Source organism: Bradyrhizobium sp. USDA 3240, assembly GCF_054063295.1.
On sequence record NZ_JBSSGD010000002.1, the window covers coordinates 8127456 to 8142851 of the forward strand.

14 protein-coding genes are annotated in these 15396 nt (G+C 66.3%); 10 read left to right on the forward strand and 4 right to left on the reverse strand.

From position 1 onward, the window contains the following. The first annotated feature begins 16 nt into the window (after window positions 1-16). The 8 genes from ACVIGA_RS38695 to ACVIGA_RS38730 all read left to right on the forward strand — a co-directional run bounded on the left by ACVIGA_RS38695 (window position 17) and on the right by ACVIGA_RS38730 (window position 8239). Entirely contained in the window at window positions 17-1162 is a 1146-nt protein-coding gene (locus ACVIGA_RS38695) for an isobutyryl-CoA dehydrogenase (RefSeq protein ID WP_456670163.1), read from the forward strand. Next, on the forward strand, window positions 1159-2241 hold the full coding sequence (locus tag ACVIGA_RS38700; RefSeq protein ID WP_456670164.1) for an enoyl-CoA hydratase/isomerase family protein: 1083 nt from the start codon (window positions 1159-1161) through the stop codon (window positions 2239-2241). The genes ACVIGA_RS38695 and ACVIGA_RS38700 overlap by 4 nt, the downstream gene beginning before the upstream one ends. A gap of 24 nt (window positions 2242-2265) precedes the next feature. Beyond that, complete coding sequence (gene mmsB / locus ACVIGA_RS38705; protein WP_456670165.1) at window positions 2266-3153, forward strand: 3-hydroxyisobutyrate dehydrogenase; 888 nt, start codon at window positions 2266-2268, stop codon at window positions 3151-3153. A gap of 129 nt (window positions 3154-3282) precedes the next feature. After that, complete coding sequence (locus tag ACVIGA_RS38710; RefSeq protein WP_456670166.1) at window positions 3283-5007, forward strand: AMP-binding protein; 1725 nt, start codon at window positions 3283-3285, stop codon at window positions 5005-5007. A 13-nt stretch (window positions 5008-5020) separates the two neighbouring features. Beyond that, window positions 5021-5500 carry a MaoC family dehydratase gene (locus tag ACVIGA_RS38715; protein ID WP_456670167.1) on the forward strand — a complete coding sequence of 160 codons (480 nt, stop codon included), beginning with the start codon at window positions 5021-5023 and terminating at the stop codon, window positions 5498-5500. Between the two features lie 176 nt (window positions 5501-5676). Further along, window positions 5677-5823 carry a hypothetical protein gene (locus ACVIGA_RS38720; RefSeq protein ID WP_223972942.1) on the forward strand — a complete coding sequence of 49 codons (147 nt, stop codon included), beginning with the start codon at window positions 5677-5679 and terminating at the stop codon, window positions 5821-5823. A 278-nt stretch (window positions 5824-6101) separates the two neighbouring features. Next, window positions 6102-7019, forward strand: a complete 918-nt coding sequence (locus ACVIGA_RS38725; protein ID WP_223972940.1) for an SDR family NAD(P)-dependent oxidoreductase — start codon at window positions 6102-6104, stop codon at window positions 7017-7019. 2 nt (window positions 7020-7021) lie between these two features. Continuing rightward, window positions 7022-8239 (forward strand): NAD(P)/FAD-dependent oxidoreductase, encoded by a 1218-nt coding sequence (locus ACVIGA_RS38730; RefSeq protein ID WP_456670168.1) that lies wholly within the window; start codon window positions 7022-7024, stop codon window positions 8237-8239. 155 nt (window positions 8240-8394) lie between these two features. On the opposite strand, the gene ACVIGA_RS38735 is transcribed toward ACVIGA_RS38730, so the two are convergent. Beyond that, complete coding sequence (locus tag ACVIGA_RS38735) at window positions 8395-9612, reverse strand: MFS transporter (RefSeq protein WP_456670169.1); 1218 nt, start codon at window positions 9610-9612, stop codon at window positions 8395-8397. Window positions 9613-9704: 92 nt separating this feature from the next. Here ACVIGA_RS38735 and ACVIGA_RS38740 point away from each other — a divergent pair, with 92 nt between their 5' ends. Beyond that, complete coding sequence (locus ACVIGA_RS38740) at window positions 9705-10607, forward strand: LysR family transcriptional regulator (RefSeq protein ID WP_456670170.1); 903 nt, start codon at window positions 9705-9707, stop codon at window positions 10605-10607. Window positions 10608-10787: 180 nt separating this feature from the next. On the opposite strand, the gene ACVIGA_RS38745 is transcribed toward ACVIGA_RS38740, so the two are convergent. The 3 genes from ACVIGA_RS38745 to ACVIGA_RS38755 form a co-directional block, all read right to left on the reverse strand. Further along, window positions 10788-11867 carry an alanine racemase gene (locus tag ACVIGA_RS38745; RefSeq protein WP_456670171.1) on the reverse strand — a complete coding sequence of 360 codons (1080 nt, stop codon included), beginning with the start codon at window positions 11865-11867 and terminating at the stop codon, window positions 10788-10790. A 123-nt stretch (window positions 11868-11990) separates the two neighbouring features. Continuing rightward, window positions 11991-13805, reverse strand: coding sequence for an ABC-F family ATP-binding cassette domain-containing protein (locus tag ACVIGA_RS38750; RefSeq protein ID WP_456670172.1), 1815 nt, complete (start codon window positions 13803-13805; stop codon window positions 11991-11993). A 4-nt stretch (window positions 13806-13809) separates the two neighbouring features. Further along, window positions 13810-14307: a YaiI/YqxD family protein gene (locus ACVIGA_RS38755; protein WP_375780535.1), complete on the reverse strand. Its 498-nt coding sequence runs from the start codon at window positions 14305-14307 to the stop codon at window positions 13810-13812. A gap of 136 nt (window positions 14308-14443) precedes the next feature. Between ACVIGA_RS38755 and ACVIGA_RS38760 the strand changes: the two genes are divergently transcribed. Continuing rightward, window positions 14444-15244, forward strand: coding sequence for a hypothetical protein (locus ACVIGA_RS38760; RefSeq protein WP_456670173.1), 801 nt, complete (start codon window positions 14444-14446; stop codon window positions 15242-15244). The last annotated feature ends 152 nt before the right edge of the window (window positions 15245-15396 follow it).

The window sequence follows — 15396 nt, forward strand, 5'->3', positions numbered from 1 at the left end:
AGGGCTAGGCGGCGAGATGCAGTTCGCTCTCAACGAGGACCAGATCGCGGTTCGCGACATGGCGCGGGCGTTTGCGGCGGAGAAGATCGCGCCGCATGCGCTCGAATGGGACGAGAAGAAGCACTTTCCGGTGGATGTGATGCGCGAGGCAGCAGGCCTCGGCATCGGCGGCATCTATATCAAGGACGATGTCGGCGGCTCGGCGATGACGCGCTTCGACGCGGCGCTGATCTTCGAGGCGCTGGCGACGGGCTGCCCGACCACGTCCGCTTTCATCTCGATCCACAACATGGCGTCCTGGATGATCGATGCCTATGGCAACGACACGCAGCGCCACAAATGGCTGCCGAAGCTCTGCACCATGGAGCTGCTGGCGAGCTATTGCCTGACCGAGCCGGGCGCAGGTTCCGATGCCGCTGCGCTGCGCACCCGCGCGGTGCGTGACGGCGACCATTACGTGCTCAACGGTCAGAAGCAGTTCATCTCGGGCGCCGGCAGCACTGACCTCCTGGTGGCGATGGTGCGCACCGGCGGCGATGGCCCCGGCGGCGTCTCGACGATCGTGATCGACGGCAAGACGCCCGGCGTGTCGTTCGGCGCCAACGAGCGCAAGATGGGCTGGAATGCACAGCCGACCCGCGCGGTGGTGTTCGAGAACGCGCGCGTGCCGGTCGAAAACCGGCTCGGCGAGGAGGGCATCGGCTTCAAGATCGCGATGGCCGGCCTCGACGGCGGCCGTCTCAACATCGCGGCGTGCTCGCTCGGCGGCGCGCAGACGGCGCTCGACAAGGCGCTGGCCTACATGAAGGACCGCAAGGCCTTCGGCAAGCGGCTCGACGAGTTCCAGGCGCTGCAATTCAAGATCGCCGACATGGCAACCGAGCTGGAAGCCGCACGCACCTTCCTGTGGCGCGCAGCCGCTGCGCTAGACCGCAAGGATCCGGACGCGTCGATGCTCTGCGCGATGGCCAAGCGGTTCGGCACCGATGTCGGCTTCGAGGTCGCCAACCAGGCGCTGCAGCTGCACGGCGGCTACGGCTACCTCAGCGAATACGGCGTCGAGAAGATCGTGCGCGATCTGCGCGTGCACCAGATCCTCGAAGGCACCAATGAAATCATGCGGCTGATCGTGTCGCGCAAGTTGATCGAGGGCGCGCGATGAATGATGCGGCCGTTGCGGAAGGCGACCTGATTGCACGCAAGGAAGGGGCGGCCGGCATCATCCGGCTGAACCGGCCGAAGGCGATCAATGCCGTGACGCTGGAGATGTTCCACGACATCGACAGGGCGCTCGAAGCGTTCGAGGCCGATCCCGACGTCGCGGTCATCGTGCTGGAAGGCGCCGGCGAGCGCGGCCTGTGCGCCGGCGGCGATATCCGCGCGCTCTGGGAAAGCTCGAAGGCCAAGGGCGACCTCGGCAAGATCCTGTGGCGGGACGAGTACATTCTCAACGCGCGGATCAAGCATTTCCCGAAGCCTTACATCGCCTTCATGGACGGCATCGTGATGGGCGGCGGCGTCGGCCTGTCGGCGCACAGCCGACACCGCGTGGTGACCGAGCGGACCAAGCTGGCGATGCCCGAAGTCGGGCTCGGCTTCTTCCCCGATGTCGGCGGCACCTATCTGCTGTCGCGTTCGCCGGGCGAGATCGGTACCTATTTTGGTCTCACCGGCACCACCATGAACGGCCCCGATGCGATCTACGCCAAATTCGCCGACGCGGTGGTACCGAGCGCCAAGCTGCCGGCGCTGCGCGAGGCGCTGACCAAGGTTGCGCCGGGCACGACGTCCGCCGAAATCGACCGGCTGATCGCAGGCTTCGCCACCGGCGAGAAATTCGGCCCCGTGGCCGCGCTACAGGCCAAAATCGACGTCTGGTTCGCGGGCGGACGGATGGAAGACATCGTTGACGCGCTGAAAGCCGATGGCTCCGAGCTGGCGCAGGCAACACTGAAAACGCTCAGTGAGAAGTCGCCGCGCGGCATGGTGGTGACGCTGAAGCTGCTGCGGCTGGCGCGCGCCACCGCGACGCTGGAAGAGTGCCTGGTGCGCGAATATCGCGCGGCGCTCGAGGTGTTCGCCAGCGACGATTTCCGCGAGGGCGTGCGCGCCGCCGTGATCGACAAGGACCGCAATCCGAAGTGGTCGCCGCCCAATATCGAGGACGTGACGGCGGAGATGCTGGTGCCTTACTTCGCCGAGATCGGCGCCGACGAACTGAAATTTCCTGACAGCAAATAGAAACGTCGCAAGCGGAGGACTCCCATGGCAAACGTCGCATTCATCGGGCTCGGCAATATGGGCGGGCCGATGGCCGCCAATCTGGTCAAGGCCGGCCACAAGGTGACCGCGTTCGATCTGGTCGCGGCATCCCGCGATCAGGCCAAGAGCGATGGCGCCGCGATCGCCGAGAGCGGCGTCGGCGCGGTGAAGGGCGCCGATGTCGTGATCACAATGCTGCCGGCCGGCAAGCATGTGCTCGGCGTCTGGAACGAGGTGCTGCCCGCGATGGACAAGGGCGCGCTGATCATCGATTGCTCGACCATCGACGTCGAAAGCGCCAAGCAGGCGCATGCGCTCGCCGCCAAGCATGGCTTGGCTTCGGTCGATGCGCCGGTGTCCGGCGGCACCGGCGGCGCCAAGGGCGCGACGCTGACCTTCATGTGCGGCGGCGAGGCGAAGGCGTTTGCGGCGGCGCAGCCGATGCTGGCCAACATGGGCAAGAAGATCGTGCATTGCGGCGGCGGCGGCGCAGGGCAGGCGGCCAAGATCTGCAACAACATGATCCTCGGCATTTCGATGATCGCGGTCGGCGAGGCCTTCGTGCTCGCCGAAAAGCTCGGCCTGTCGCATCAGGCGCTGTTCGACGTCGCCTCGACCTCATCGGGGCAGTGCTGGTCGCTGACGACCTATTGCCCGGTTCCAGGTCCAGTGCCGACCTCGCCGGCCAACAACGACTACAAGCCGGGTTTCGCCTCCAACCTGATGGTGAAGGACCTGACGCTGGCGCAGGACGCCGCCACTGCCGCCGGCGCGGTGACGCCGCTCGGCAAGCATGCGCAGGAACTCTATAAGACCTTCGACGCGTCGGGACATGGCGGGGTCGACTTTTCCGGAATTATCCAGCACGTTAGAGGACTTGCAGGGAAATAAGACCGTCATCTTGAGGTGCGAGCGCTTGCGAGCCTCGAAGGATGATGGTCGACCGCTTGTGGCCATCCTTCGAGACGCCCCGCCTCGCGCGGCTCCTCAGGATGACGGCGGTGAACGCGGTGAGACCCCATGACCACATTTCAGGACGCACGCGCCTTTCTGCTCGAGCACCGCACCGACTACGACACGGCGGTGAAGGGATTTCGCTGGCCGGATCCGACGCCCTTCAACTGGGCGCTGGACTGGTTCGACGCCGAGCTGGCGCGCAATGCCGACAGCCGCGACCGGCCGGCGCTGTGGATCGTCGATGCCGCCAGCGGCAACGAAACCAAGCTCAGCTTTGCCGAGTTGGCGCGCCGCTCCAACCGGGTCGCGAACTTCCTGCGCGCGCAGGGACTGAAGCGCGGCGACCATCTGTTGCTGCTGCTCGGCAATGTCGTGCCGCTGTGGGAGACCATGCTGGCGGCGATGAAGCTCGGCATGGTCGTGATCCCCGCGACCACGCTGTTGACCGCGGATGAATTGCGCGACCGGCTCGATCGCGGCAAGGCGAAGGCGGTGGTCGCGACGCAGGATCAGGTCGCGAAGTTCGCAGGCCTCGGCGGCGAAAAGCTGGCGCGCATCGTGGTCGGCGCGACACAGGCCCATGAGGGCTGGTTGCCGTTCGAGGAGGCGGCCAAGGCGTCGGATGCCTTCACGCCCGACGGCCCGACCAAGGCCGACGACCCGATGCTGCTGTATTTCACCTCGGGCACCACGGCCAAGCCAAAGCTGGTGCGGCACAGCCAGCGCAGCTATCCGGTCGGCCACCTCTCGACCATGTACTGGATCGGCCTGCAGCCCGGCGACATTCATCTCAACATTTCCTCGCCCGGCTGGGCCAAGCACGCCTGGAGCTGCTTCTTCGCGCCGTGGAATGCTGGAGCGACGATCTTCATCGCCAACCAGCCGCGCTTCGAGGCGAAGGGACTGCTCTCGATCATCGGCCGCTGCGGCGTCACCACGCTGTGCGCGCCGCCGACGGTGTGGCGGATGTTCATTCAGGAGCAACTGTCGGACTTCAAGGTGAGCCTGCGTGAAGTGTGCGGCGCCGGCGAACCGCTCAACCCCGAGATCATCGACCAGGTCAAATCGGCCTGGGGCCTGACCATCCGCGACGGCTACGGCCAGACCGAGACCACGGCGCTCGCAGGCAACTCGCCGGGGCAGAAGGTGAAGGTCGGCTCGATGGGCCGGCCGCTGCCGGGCTATCGCGTGCAGGTCACCGACAATGACGGCCATGCCGCAAAGGAGGGCGAGGTGACCTTGCTGCTCGGCGCGGACCGGCCGGCGGGCCTGATGCAGGGCTATCAGGGCGACGACGGCAGACTGATCGGCACCGACGGCGAGATCTACCGCAGCGGCGACGTCGTGTTCACCGATGACGAAGGTTATCTGACCTTCGTCGGCCGCACCGACGACGTGTTCAAATCCTCCGACTACCGCATCTCGCCGTTCGAATTGGAGAGCGTGCTGCTCGAGCACGACGCGGTGGCGGAAGCGGCCGTGGTACCGAGCCCGGACCCGATCCGGCTCGCGGTCCCCAAGGCCTATGTGCTGCTGGTCTCCGGTGTCGAGCGCAGCCCGGAGACGGCGCTGTCGATCTTCAAGCATTTGCACACGCGGCTCGCACCGTTTAAACGCATCCGCAAGATCGAGCTGGTTACCGAACTGCCCAAGACGATTTCTGGAAAAATTCGTCGCGTGCAGTTGCGCCGGCTCGAACATGACGATGTCAGAAGCGATGCGTTGCGCGGAGCCGAGTTCCGCGAGGAAGAATTTCCGGAGCTGCAGAAGGTGCGGACCTCCGGGTAGCGGAGGTTAGCCAATGAACGAAGTCTGGAAGAAGCCGCCGGTGTCGCTGGAAACCTACCAGGGCATGGTCGGCAAGGAGATCGGCGTGTCCTCGTGGCACCTGCTGGATCAGGGCCGCATCGACACCTATGCCGACGTGATCGAGGATCACCAGTTCATCCATGTCGATCCCGAGCGCGCGAAGAAGGAGACCGCGTTCGGCACCACGATCGCCCATGGCTTCCTCACGATGTCGCTGCTGTCGATCATGTCCTACGAGGTGATGCCGGTGCTCGAGGGCACCGCGATGGGCGTCAATTACGGTTTCGACAAGCTGCGCTTCATTTCGCCGGTGCGCTCGGGCAAGCGCGTCCGCGGCCGCTTCGTGCTGGCGGAAGCCACGCTGCGCAAGCCGAGGGAACTGCTGTCGCGCACCAACGTCACGGTCGAGATCGAGGGCGAAGAGAAGCCCGCGCTGGTCGCCGACTGGCTCGGCCTGATCTACTTCAGCTAAGGGATGGTTGAGTAGCTCCACTTTTCCCGCAAGCGGGAGAGGTGGAGCGAGCCCGTCGCAACCCTCTTTCAGAGGCGGTGAGTTGCTCGCCTGATCCACATAGCGCATTGACGGCTTTGATCCCTGGTGTCCATCATGCCTCCGTTGAGGCGGTGCGGGTCCCGGGAGTGGCAGCCATGGTGCAGAACATCGTCGCCGGACTTGTCGTAGTCGGTTTGATTTTGATTGGCTCGCTGAGCTACGCCCAGGAGCATCACGAGTGCTGGAGCGGGCACCTGCTCAAAAGCCTGAAACCCTGCGGGTCGATGACCCCTTCCGTCTAGCGCGCCCGGTGGCCGTCTTGGGTCTGGCCCTCTTGGGTCTCGGCCGGGCTTGACCCGGCCATCCATCGCTGCTCAAAAGTCCCCAACCTTTTCATGCCGTTCGGCCCTCATCCTCTCTCCTTGTGGAGAGGGTGGCGAAATCGAGCGGAGCGAGATGGAGCCGGGTGAGGGTCTCTCTCCGCGTGCTCATCCGTGGAGAGAACCCCTCATCCGGCGCGCTGGCGCGCGCCACCTTCTCCCACAAGGGGAGAAGGGTAGTCAGAGCAGGAACGACAGGCATGGCAATCAGGTTTGACGGACGCGTCGCTATCGTCACCGGCGCGGGCAATGGTCTTGGGCGGGCGCATGCGCTGGGGCTCGCCAGCCGCGGCGCCAAGGTCGTGGTCAACGATTTCGGCGGCGCGCGCGACGGCACCGGCGGCTCGCTGTCGCCGGCCGAGACCGTGGTCGAGGAGATCCGTAAAGCGGGCGGCACCGCGATGGCCGACGGCGCCGACGTCTCCAACTTCGAGCAGGTCACCGCGATGGTCGAGCGCGCCACCAAGGAGTGGGGCAGCGTCGACCTGCTCTGCGCCAATGCCGGCATCCTGCGCGACAAGTCGTTCACCAAGCTCGAGGTCGCCGACTGGGCCAAGGTGCTCGACGTGCATCTCACCGGCACCTTCTATTGCTGCAAGGCGGTGTGGGCCGGCATGCGCGAGCGCAATTACGGCCGCATCGTGCTGACGACCTCCTCGTCCGGCCTGTTCGGCAATTTCGGCCAGGCCAATTACGGCGCGGCGAAGGCCGGCATGGTCGGCCTGATGAACGTGCTCGCCGAAGAGGGCCGCAAGAACAACATCAAGGTCAACACCGTCTCGCCGACGGCTGCGACCCGCATGACCGAGGAACTGCTGCCGCCGCAAGCGCTGCAACTGATGAAGCCGGAAGCGATCACGCCCGCGGTCGAATTCCTGCTCTCGGAGGACGCGCCGACCCGTACCATCATGGGCGCCGGTGCCGGCTCGTTCGCGGTCATCCGCGTGCTGGAGACCGAAGGCGTCAACCTGCCGCAATCCGAATGGACGCCCGACGGCGTTGCCGCGCACTTCAACGCGATCAGCGACATGTCGACCGCGAAGGCGCTGCAGGGCGCGTTCGAGCAGACGCAGAAGTACGTCGCCCAGGCCGCCGCGCGGGCCGGGATCAAGCTCTGAGCATGAGTGTCGCCGTCATCGGAGCCGGTCCCGCCGGCCTGATGGCGGCGGAAACCCTTGCGGCGGGTGGCGCACAGGTCACCGTCTACGACGCGATGCCGTCGGCCGGGCGCAAGTTCCTGATGGCCGGGCGCGGTGGCCTTAATCTCACCCACAGCGAGCCGTTGCCGGATTTCCTTGCGCGCTATCGCGAGGCGATGCCGCACCTGAAGGCCGCGGTCGAGGCGTTTCCGCCCGACGCCATGCGCGCCTGGAGCGCCGTGCTGGGGCAGCCCACCTTCATCGGCACCAGCGGCCGCGTGTTTCCAAAAGTGTTCAAGGCATCGCCGTTGCTGCGTGCCTGGCTGCGGCGGCTCGATGCCGCGGGCGTTGCGCTTGCATTCCGGCATCGCTGGATTGGGTGGGACGAGAGCGGCGGATTGTTGTTTGCAACGCCGGATGGTCCGCGCGTGGTCAATGCCGACGCGTCGGTGCTTGCGCTCGGCGGCGCAAGCTGGCCGCGGCTTGGCTCCGACGGGACGTGGACGGTGACCGTCGCAGCGAAGGGCATCGCCGTCGCACCGATGCGGCCGGCCAATTCCGGCTTCGCGGTCGCGTGGTCGGATGTCTTCCGTGATCGCTTCGAAGGGCAGCCGCTGAAGGGCATCGCCCTGACGATTGGACCACACACCGTGCGCGGCGAGGCCGTCGTCACCCGCACGGGCATCGAAGGCGGCGCGATCTACGCGCTGTCGGCGGAATTGCGCGAGGCGGTGCTGGGTATCGGGCAGGCGACGCTGACGATCGCGCTGCGTCCGGACCTCGACGCCGCCGCGCTGACTACCCGCTTGTCCGGGACGCGTGGCAAGCAGTCGTTTGCGAATTTCCTGCGCAAGGCGGCGCAGCTCTCTCCTGTCGGCATAGGCCTGATGCAGGAGACAGCAATTGCGTCTGGCCGGCCACTGGCATCGTTCTCGCCGGCAGAGCTCGCGCAGTTGATCAACGCGATTCCGGTTCAGCTCACGGGCGTCGCGCCGATCGATCGGGCGATCTCGACCGCGGGCGGGATCGCCTTCAGCGAGCTGGACGCGCATTTCATGCTGCGTCGGCTGCCCGGTGTTTTTGCCGCCGGCGAGATGCTCGACTGGGAGGCTCCGACCGGCGGCTACCTGTTGCAGGCCTCGTTCGCGACGGGGGCCGCCGCGGGGAAGGGCGCGTTACGTTACGTCGGCATCGCGTAGCCCGCCGCCGCCCTTCGAGGCCTCCGCTGCGCTACGGCTCCTCAGGGTGACGGCTTCGAGAGAGCTCTTGTCTTCGAGAGAGCGTCATCCTGAGGTGCTCGCGAAGCGAGCCTCGAAGGATGCGCGGGCGCCCCACGCATCGGAGCCGGACAAACTCATTCCGAGCCCGTCCTCGTCGCGAGGTCGGTGATGAACCCCAGCACGCCGAACGTGGCAGCCACCGCGCAGACCGCCGTCCATCCGCCAAAACTCCACGCCGCGGACGCCGCAGCCGCGCCGACCGCGCCGCCGATGAAGAACAGCGCCACGAACAGGCCGTTGATCCGGCCGCGGGCCTCGGGTTGCAACAGATTGACGGCGCGGCGGCCGAGCGTCTGGTCGGTGGTAATGCCGAAATCGAGCAGCACGGCGCCGACGCCGAGTAACGAAAGGGCAGCGATCCGCGACTCGATCATGCCGGCCCAGGCGCACAGCACGAGCGCGCCGGCGATGAGGAGGTGCGAGACGATCAGCAACGGCCGCGCGAAACCTCGGTCGCCCCAGCGGCCGGCGACCGGAGTCGCGGCCGCGCCCGCAACGCCGATCAGCGCGAACAGTGCGATCCCCTTGGCGTCGAGCTTGAACGGCGCTTCCGGCAGCCGCAGCGCGACAGCCGCCCAGAACGCGGTGAACGATGCCATCACCAGCGCCGCGGTCCAGGCGCGAACCCGCAGCACCGGCTCCTCGCGGAGCAATCTCGGGAATGAACGCAGCAGCGCGCCGTAGCTGACCTTCGCCGCAGGCTGCAGCGTCGGCAGATAGCGCGCCAGCGCGCAACCGAGCACGGTCATCAGCACGGCCGAGGTGAGGTAGTAGCCGCGCCAGTTCCAGCTGTCCGCGATCAGGCTCGCCAGCGGCCGCGACAGCAGGATGCCGATCATCAAGCCGCTCATGACATCGCCGATCGCCTGTCCGCGGCGCTCCGGCGGCACCATCGAGGCGACCAGCGGCACCACCATCTGGATCGCGGCGCAGGAGGCGCCGAGGATGAAGGTGGCGGCCAGCAAGATCAGCGGCGTCGGCGCGATCGCGGTACCGACCGCGGTGACGATGGCGCAGGCGAGGGTCCGCAGGATCAGCCGCTTGTTCTCGACCAGATCGACCAGCGGCACCAGCAGCAACAGCCCGAGTGCGTAGCCGAGCAGGGTCAGCGTCGAGATCAGGCCGGCCTGCAGCGCGGTCATGTCGAGCGATCGGCTCATCATCCCGACCAGGATCTGCGGGGCAAACAGGTTGGTGACGACGGTGCCGGTCGTGATGGCGCCGATCCAGATCAGGGGACGCACGGAGACGGCGCGCGCCGGGGAGAGCTTGGTGGTTTCGGAAATTGTCATGGGACCTCGCGATGGAGTGGCGAGACCCCTTTAGGGGATCGGACTAATATGCTACAATTCAAATAAGTTGATGAAGAATATGCGAGATTGTTATGAACACCCATGACCTTGTGGCGTTCGTCGCCGTGGTGGAGACCGGATCGATCGTCGCGGCCTCAGCGCGGCTGAACCTGACCCAGCCCGGCGTGACGCGGCGGATCCAGAATCTCGAGGAGATGCTCGGCGCGCAGCTGCTCGACCGGCTATCGAAGCCGCTGAAGCCGACGGCGGCGGGGATCGAGGCCTATGAGCAGGGCCGCCGCGTGCTGCGCATGCTCGACGATCTCAAGTCAGGCGTCGTCAATGACGGCGTGGTGCGCGGCGAGTTCAGGCTCGGCTTGACGCCGTTCCTGTCGGAGGCCGGGCTCACCGGTCCGCTCGATGCGGTGCGCGGCGAATTCCCCGCGCTCGCACTGCGCGTCGTCTCGGGCTGGTCGCCAAATCACATGGAACGGGTCAGCCGCAACGAGCTCGATGCCGCGGCGATCTGCCTGCCCGATGGCACCGCGCCGCCCGACGATCTCGCGGCCGACGATCTCGGCGCGCAGCCGGTGGTGTTCGTCGTCGCGCGTGAGATGAAGACGCCGAAATTCGTCGACCTCGAATGGCTGTCTCGGACCGGGTGGGTGATCAACCAGGACGGTTGCGGCTTCCGCCAGACGCTGAAACGCCATTTCGACGCGGCGCATCTGCCGTTCACCATCGCGGTCGAGGCGCTCGACAGCGAGCTGCGCCTGTCGCTGGTGGCGCGCGGGCTCGGCATCGGCCTGGTTACGCCCGTGGCGCTGAAACGAAGCCCGATCCGCAGCCGGCTCAAGACCGCGAAGATCGCGGATTTCAATCCGGCGGTGCGCGCCTGGATCGTGCACCGCCCGCCCGCCGGCCGCCTGGCGCGACCGATCGAGGTGTTTCGCGATGCGCTGGACCGCGAGTTGCAGGCGCTGATCCGCGGGTAGAATCGTAGGATGGGTAGAGCGACACCCGCCGTCGCACTTCGAGGCCTCCGCTGGGCTACGGCACCTCAGTGTGACGGCTTCGAGAGAGAATCTCCTGTAGAGAGAGCGTCGTCCTGAGGTGCGAGCCTTGCGGCGCAATTGCGCCGCTGGGCGAGCCTCGAAGGATGCGCGGGCGCTCGGTCAGCGCAGCTTGCCGCGCGCCGTCACCGGCAGCGCGCCGATGATCTCGTCGCCGCGCACCATCACCACCTCGTCCATCATGTTGACGACGACGCAGACGTGGTTGGGCACGACCCGCAACACGTCGCCGACATTCGGCCGCGTGTTGCTGCGGGCGAGATCGAGGAAGCCGTGCTCCTCGGCAAAGCGTGCGATCTTGGCCTCGGGGTGTTCGAGGATCAGGCCGTGGCCTTCGAGGCCGCCGGTGTCCGAGGTTAGCGTCTTGGAGCCGGCATCGAGGATGCCGCGCTCGGGGCCGGCGCGGCTGACCACGGTGGAATAGATATGCAGCGCGCAATCGTCCCAGGTGGCGACGCCGGCCGCGACCTGCATGCGGTCGTTGTAGATATAGGTGCCGAAGCGGTGCTCCGTGCCGCCCTTCAGTTTGCCGAGATTGACGAGGTTCGGCGTGCCGCCGGTCGAGACGATGGTCGCATCGAGGCCGTGGGCGCGCACGCCGGCCAGCGCCTCGTCGTAGAATTTCTGCGCATCCGCCCAGCCGGTCTCGGTCGGATACAGCATGAAGCCCGCGAAGCTCAGGCCCTTCGAGCCTGCGATCGCTCGCGCCAGCGCGATCGCCTCGGCCGGCGTCTCGACGCCGGCGCGCTTGCGTCCGGTGTCGCATTCGACCACGACCGACAGCGGACGCCCCGAGGCGGCTGCTGCCTTCGGCAGATCGCCGATCACGACTGAATTGTCGGCCGCGACGGTGACGTTGGCCTTGCCTTGCAGCGCGCCGAGCCGCGCCATCTTCTCGTCGCCGAGCAGATTGTAGCTGATCAGGATGTCGTCGATGCCGCTATCGGCCATGATCTCGGCCTCGCCGAGCTTCTGGCAGGTGATGCCCTTGGCGCCGGCCTTGATCTGCAGCTGCGCCAGCATCGGATTCTTGTGCGTTTTGATATGCGGCCGGTTGGCGACACCGGCCTCGTCGCAGGCCTTCTGGATGCGCGCGATGTTGCGCTCAACCCGGTCCATGTCGATCACGGCGCACGGCGTGCCGTATTCCTTGGCGATCTTGGCGGCGAGGGGCGTGGTCATCGGGTCAACTCCGGTTCAGCGTTCTGTCATTGCGAGGAGCGCAGCGACGAAGCAATCCATCTCTCCGCAAGCGGCGAATGGATTGCTTCGCTTCGCTCGCAATGACGGCAGGAATCATCATGCTCATGCCTGCTCGATCTCTTCGCGCAGCACTTCGAGTTCGAGCCAGCGGTCTTCGGCGGCGGCGAGCTCGTCCTGCGCCTTGGCGATCGCGGCCGAGGCAGCGTCGAACTTCTTGCGATCCTTAGCGTAGAGGTCGGGATCGTCGAGCAGCTTTTGCTGCTTGGCGATCTCGGCGTGCAGTCTGTCGATTGTCTTCGGCAATGTTTCCAGCGCGTGCTTCTCGTTGAAGCTGAGCCGGCGCCTGGGTGCCGCTTCGGGGGCGGCGGCCCTGGCTTCCTTCTTCTCCTCGATCGCGGCGTCCGCCTTCACCGTCTCGCGCTTCACATCGGCACCGCGCTGCGCCAGCATGTCGGAGTAGCCGCCGGCATATTCGATCCAGCGGCCCTGGCCTTCGGGCACGATCACCGACGTCACCACGCGGTCGAGGAAGTCGCGGTCGTGGCTGATCAGGATCACGGTGCCTTCGTAATCGCCGAGCATGTCCTCGAGCACGTCGAGGGTTTCGAGATCGAGGTCGTTGGTCGGCTCGTCCAGGATCAAGAGGTTCGACGGCTTGGCCAGTGCGCGCGCCAGCATCAGGCGGCCGCGCTCGCCGCCGGAGAGCGCCTCCAGCGGCGTGCCGCGCTGCTCCTGCGCGAACAGGAAATCCTTCATGTAGCCGATGACGTGTTTCGACTTGTCGCCGACCATGACGTGGTCGCCGCGGCCGCCGGTCAAAGCCTCGGCCAAGGTCAGCTTCGGATCGAGGCTTTCGCGATGCTGGTCGAGCGTTGCCATCTCGATATTGGCCCCGAGCCGCACCGAACCGGAGTCGGGTGGATCGTTGCCGATCAACAGATGCACCAATGTGGTCTTACCGGCGCCGTTCGGGCCGACGATGCCGACGCGGTCGCCGCGCTGGATCCGGGTCGAGAAGGTATCGACGATCGTGCGCTCGCCATAGGCCTTGGTGATGGTCTTCGCCTCGATCACGAGGCGGCCGGATTTCTCGGCCTCGGCGGCGGCGAGCGTGGCATTGCCGGTGGCGCCGCGGTAGTCGCGGCGCTGGTCGCGCAGCGCAAACAAATTGCCGAGCCGCTTGACGTTGCGCTTGCGGCGGCCGGAGACGCCGTAGCGCAGCCAGTGCTCTTCGTTGACGATCTTGCGGTCGAGCTTGTGCTGCTCACGCTCTTCCTCGGCCAGCACCTCGTCACGCCACGCCTCGAAGGCACCGAAGCTGCGCTCGATCTGCCGGATCTGGCCGCGGTCGAGCCAGGCGGTAGTGCGCGACAGATTGGTGAGGAAGCGGCGGTCGTGGCTGATCAGGACCAGCGCGCAGCGCCGGCTCTCCAATTCGCCTTCGAGCCATTCGATGGTCGGCAAATCGAGATGGTTGGTCGGCTCGTCCAGCAGCAGGATGTCGGGCGAGGGCGCCAGCACGCGGGCCAGCGCGGCGCGGCGCGCCTCGCCGCCGGAGATGTGCGCCGGATCCTCCTCGCCGCTGAGGCCGAGCTGTTCGAGCAGATAGCGCGCCTGGTAATGGTCGTCGCCGGGGCCAAGCCCGGCCTCGACATAGGCCAGCGTCGTCTTGTGGTCGCCGAAATCCGGCTCCTGCGGCAGATAGCGGATGGTGGCGCCGGGCTGCACGAAACGGCTGCCCCCATCAGGCTCGACCAGGCCGGCGGCGATGCGCAGCAAGGTCGACTTGCCGGAGCCGTTGCGGCCGATCAGGCAGACGCGCTCGCCCGCGGAGACCGACAGTTCGACGCCTGACAGCAGCGGCGTGCCGCCGAACGTCAGGCTGATGTCCTTGAGCTGAATAAGCGGTGGGGCCATCGCGCTAGTTCCCGTTTGCCGGCGCCTGCTCGGCGCGGCGGCGCTGGATGCGGCGGATGGTCTGGTCGAGTGTCGACAGGAAGGTCGAGCGGTCGCGCGGCGAGTATGATTTCGGCCCGCCGGTTATTTCGCCGGACGAGCGCAGGTCGGTCATCAAATTGCGCACCGCGAGCGTCATGCCGATCGATTGTTCGGTGAACGGCTTGCCGTTCGGCGCGATCACGTCGGCGCCGGCCTTGACGCAGCGGCTCGCCAGCGGAATGTCCGCTGTGATCACGACGTCGCCCTCATGCGCGCGTTCCGCGATCCAGTCGTCGGCGGCATCCATTCCGGAACCGGCGGCGATGCGCTCGATCAGCGGATCCTGCGGCACGCGGATGAAATTGCCAGCGACCACGCTGACGGGCACGCCGAGCCGGATCGCGACGCGATAGATTTCGTCCTTCACCGGGCAGGCGTCGGCGTCGACATAGATGCGGGTTTGGGCAGGGGTTTCAGTCATCGATTCATTGGTTGGCGGGCGCGGCCTGCGTGTACTCCATGGTGCGGAAAATTGCGAGCAAAACGAGAGGCTTGCCATGCTTCTTTGTTCGACTACCATTGTCACCAGAAAAACAACGGAAATAAGGGAAAACCCCATGTCTTCAGGCGCCATGCAGACCTACCGCGTCTCGGCCTACAACACCTCGAAACTGTCGGAGAACAAGATCCACGACGACACGGTGGCGCGGAAGTTCGGCTTTTCCGGCGGGCTGGTGCCCGGCGTCGACGTGATGGCCTACATGATGCATCTGCCGATCGAGAAGTGGGGCCGCGATTTCCTGGATCGTGGTCTGATCGATGCCCGCTTCGTCAAGCCGGTCTATGATGGCGAGATCGCGGAATTGACCGGACGGGAGACCGGCAATGGGCTCACGATCGAGCTCCATAGCCGCGGCGAGCTCTGCGCCACCGGCACCGCGTCGCTGCCGGCCTCTGCGCCAAAATTTGTGCTCGACGATTACAAGCAGGTCCCCGCCGTCGCCGAACGCAAGCCGGTCAGCGCGTCGTCCTATGAAGAGGGCAAATGGCTCGGCGTGGTCCCGCGCGACTGGTCCGGCGACGCCGCCAAGGAATATCTCGCCGATATCCGCGAGACCGACCCGATCTACTTGCGCGAAGGTCTCGGCCACCCCGGTCTGCTGCCGCGGGTGATGAACAAGGTTTTGGTCGATAACGCGATCGTCGGGCCCTGGATCCATGTCGGCACCCGCATGCAGCTGCTGTCGGCCGGCAAGATCGGCGACGAGCTGACCGCGCGCGCCAAGGTGACCGGCAACTACGACAAGAAGGGCCACCGCTTCGTCGAGCTCGACGCGCTGGTGCTCGGCAACGGCACGCCGCTCGCGCATTGCTGGCACATCGCGATCACCCAGCCGCGCGAGCAGGCGGCGGCGTAGGGCGCTCCGTCATTGCCGGGCTTGACCCGGCAATCCATCGTCTTCCCAAGAGTCGTTTCAAGTCGATGGATGCCCGGGTCAAGCCCGGGCATGACGAATGTGAGGTGGGGTGAGCTCTCGCATCGCCTACAACTGTCATACCCCGCGCATGC

Bases quoted from the DNA above. Each gene is read 5' to 3' on its own strand.
- ACVIGA_RS38695 (WP_456670163.1), top strand. From the start codon at position 17: ATGCAGTTCGCTCTCAACGAGGACCAGATCGCGGTTCGCGACATGGCG.
- ACVIGA_RS38700 (WP_456670164.1), top strand. From the start codon at position 1,159: ATGAATGATGCGGCCGTTGCGGAAGGCGACCTGATTGCACGCAAGGAA.
- mmsB (WP_456670165.1), top strand. From the start codon at position 2,266: ATGGCAAACGTCGCATTCATCGGGCTCGGCAATATGGGCGGGCCGATG.
- ACVIGA_RS38710 (WP_456670166.1), top strand. From the start codon at position 3,283: ATGACCACATTTCAGGACGCACGCGCCTTTCTGCTCGAGCACCGCACC.
- ACVIGA_RS38715 (WP_456670167.1), top strand. From the start codon at position 5,021: ATGAACGAAGTCTGGAAGAAGCCGCCGGTGTCGCTGGAAACCTACCAG.
- ACVIGA_RS38720 (WP_223972942.1), top strand. From the start codon at position 5,677: ATGGTGCAGAACATCGTCGCCGGACTTGTCGTAGTCGGTTTGATTTTG.
- ACVIGA_RS38725 (WP_223972940.1), top strand. From the start codon at position 6,102: ATGGCAATCAGGTTTGACGGACGCGTCGCTATCGTCACCGGCGCGGGC.
- ACVIGA_RS38730 (WP_456670168.1), top strand. From the start codon at position 7,022: ATGAGTGTCGCCGTCATCGGAGCCGGTCCCGCCGGCCTGATGGCGGCG.
- ACVIGA_RS38735 (WP_456670169.1), bottom strand. From the start codon at position 9,612: ATGACAATTTCCGAAACCACCAAGCTCTCCCCGGCGCGCGCCGTCTCC.
- ACVIGA_RS38740 (WP_456670170.1), top strand. From the start codon at position 9,705: ATGAACACCCATGACCTTGTGGCGTTCGTCGCCGTGGTGGAGACCGGA.
- ACVIGA_RS38745 (WP_456670171.1), bottom strand. From the start codon at position 11,867: ATGACCACGCCCCTCGCCGCCAAGATCGCCAAGGAATACGGCACGCCG.
- ACVIGA_RS38750 (WP_456670172.1), bottom strand. From the start codon at position 13,805: ATGGCCCCACCGCTTATTCAGCTCAAGGACATCAGCCTGACGTTCGGC.
- ACVIGA_RS38755 (WP_375780535.1), bottom strand. From the start codon at position 14,307: ATGACTGAAACCCCTGCCCAAACCCGCATCTATGTCGACGCCGACGCC.
- ACVIGA_RS38760 (WP_456670173.1), top strand. From the start codon at position 14,444: ATGTCTTCAGGCGCCATGCAGACCTACCGCGTCTCGGCCTACAACACC.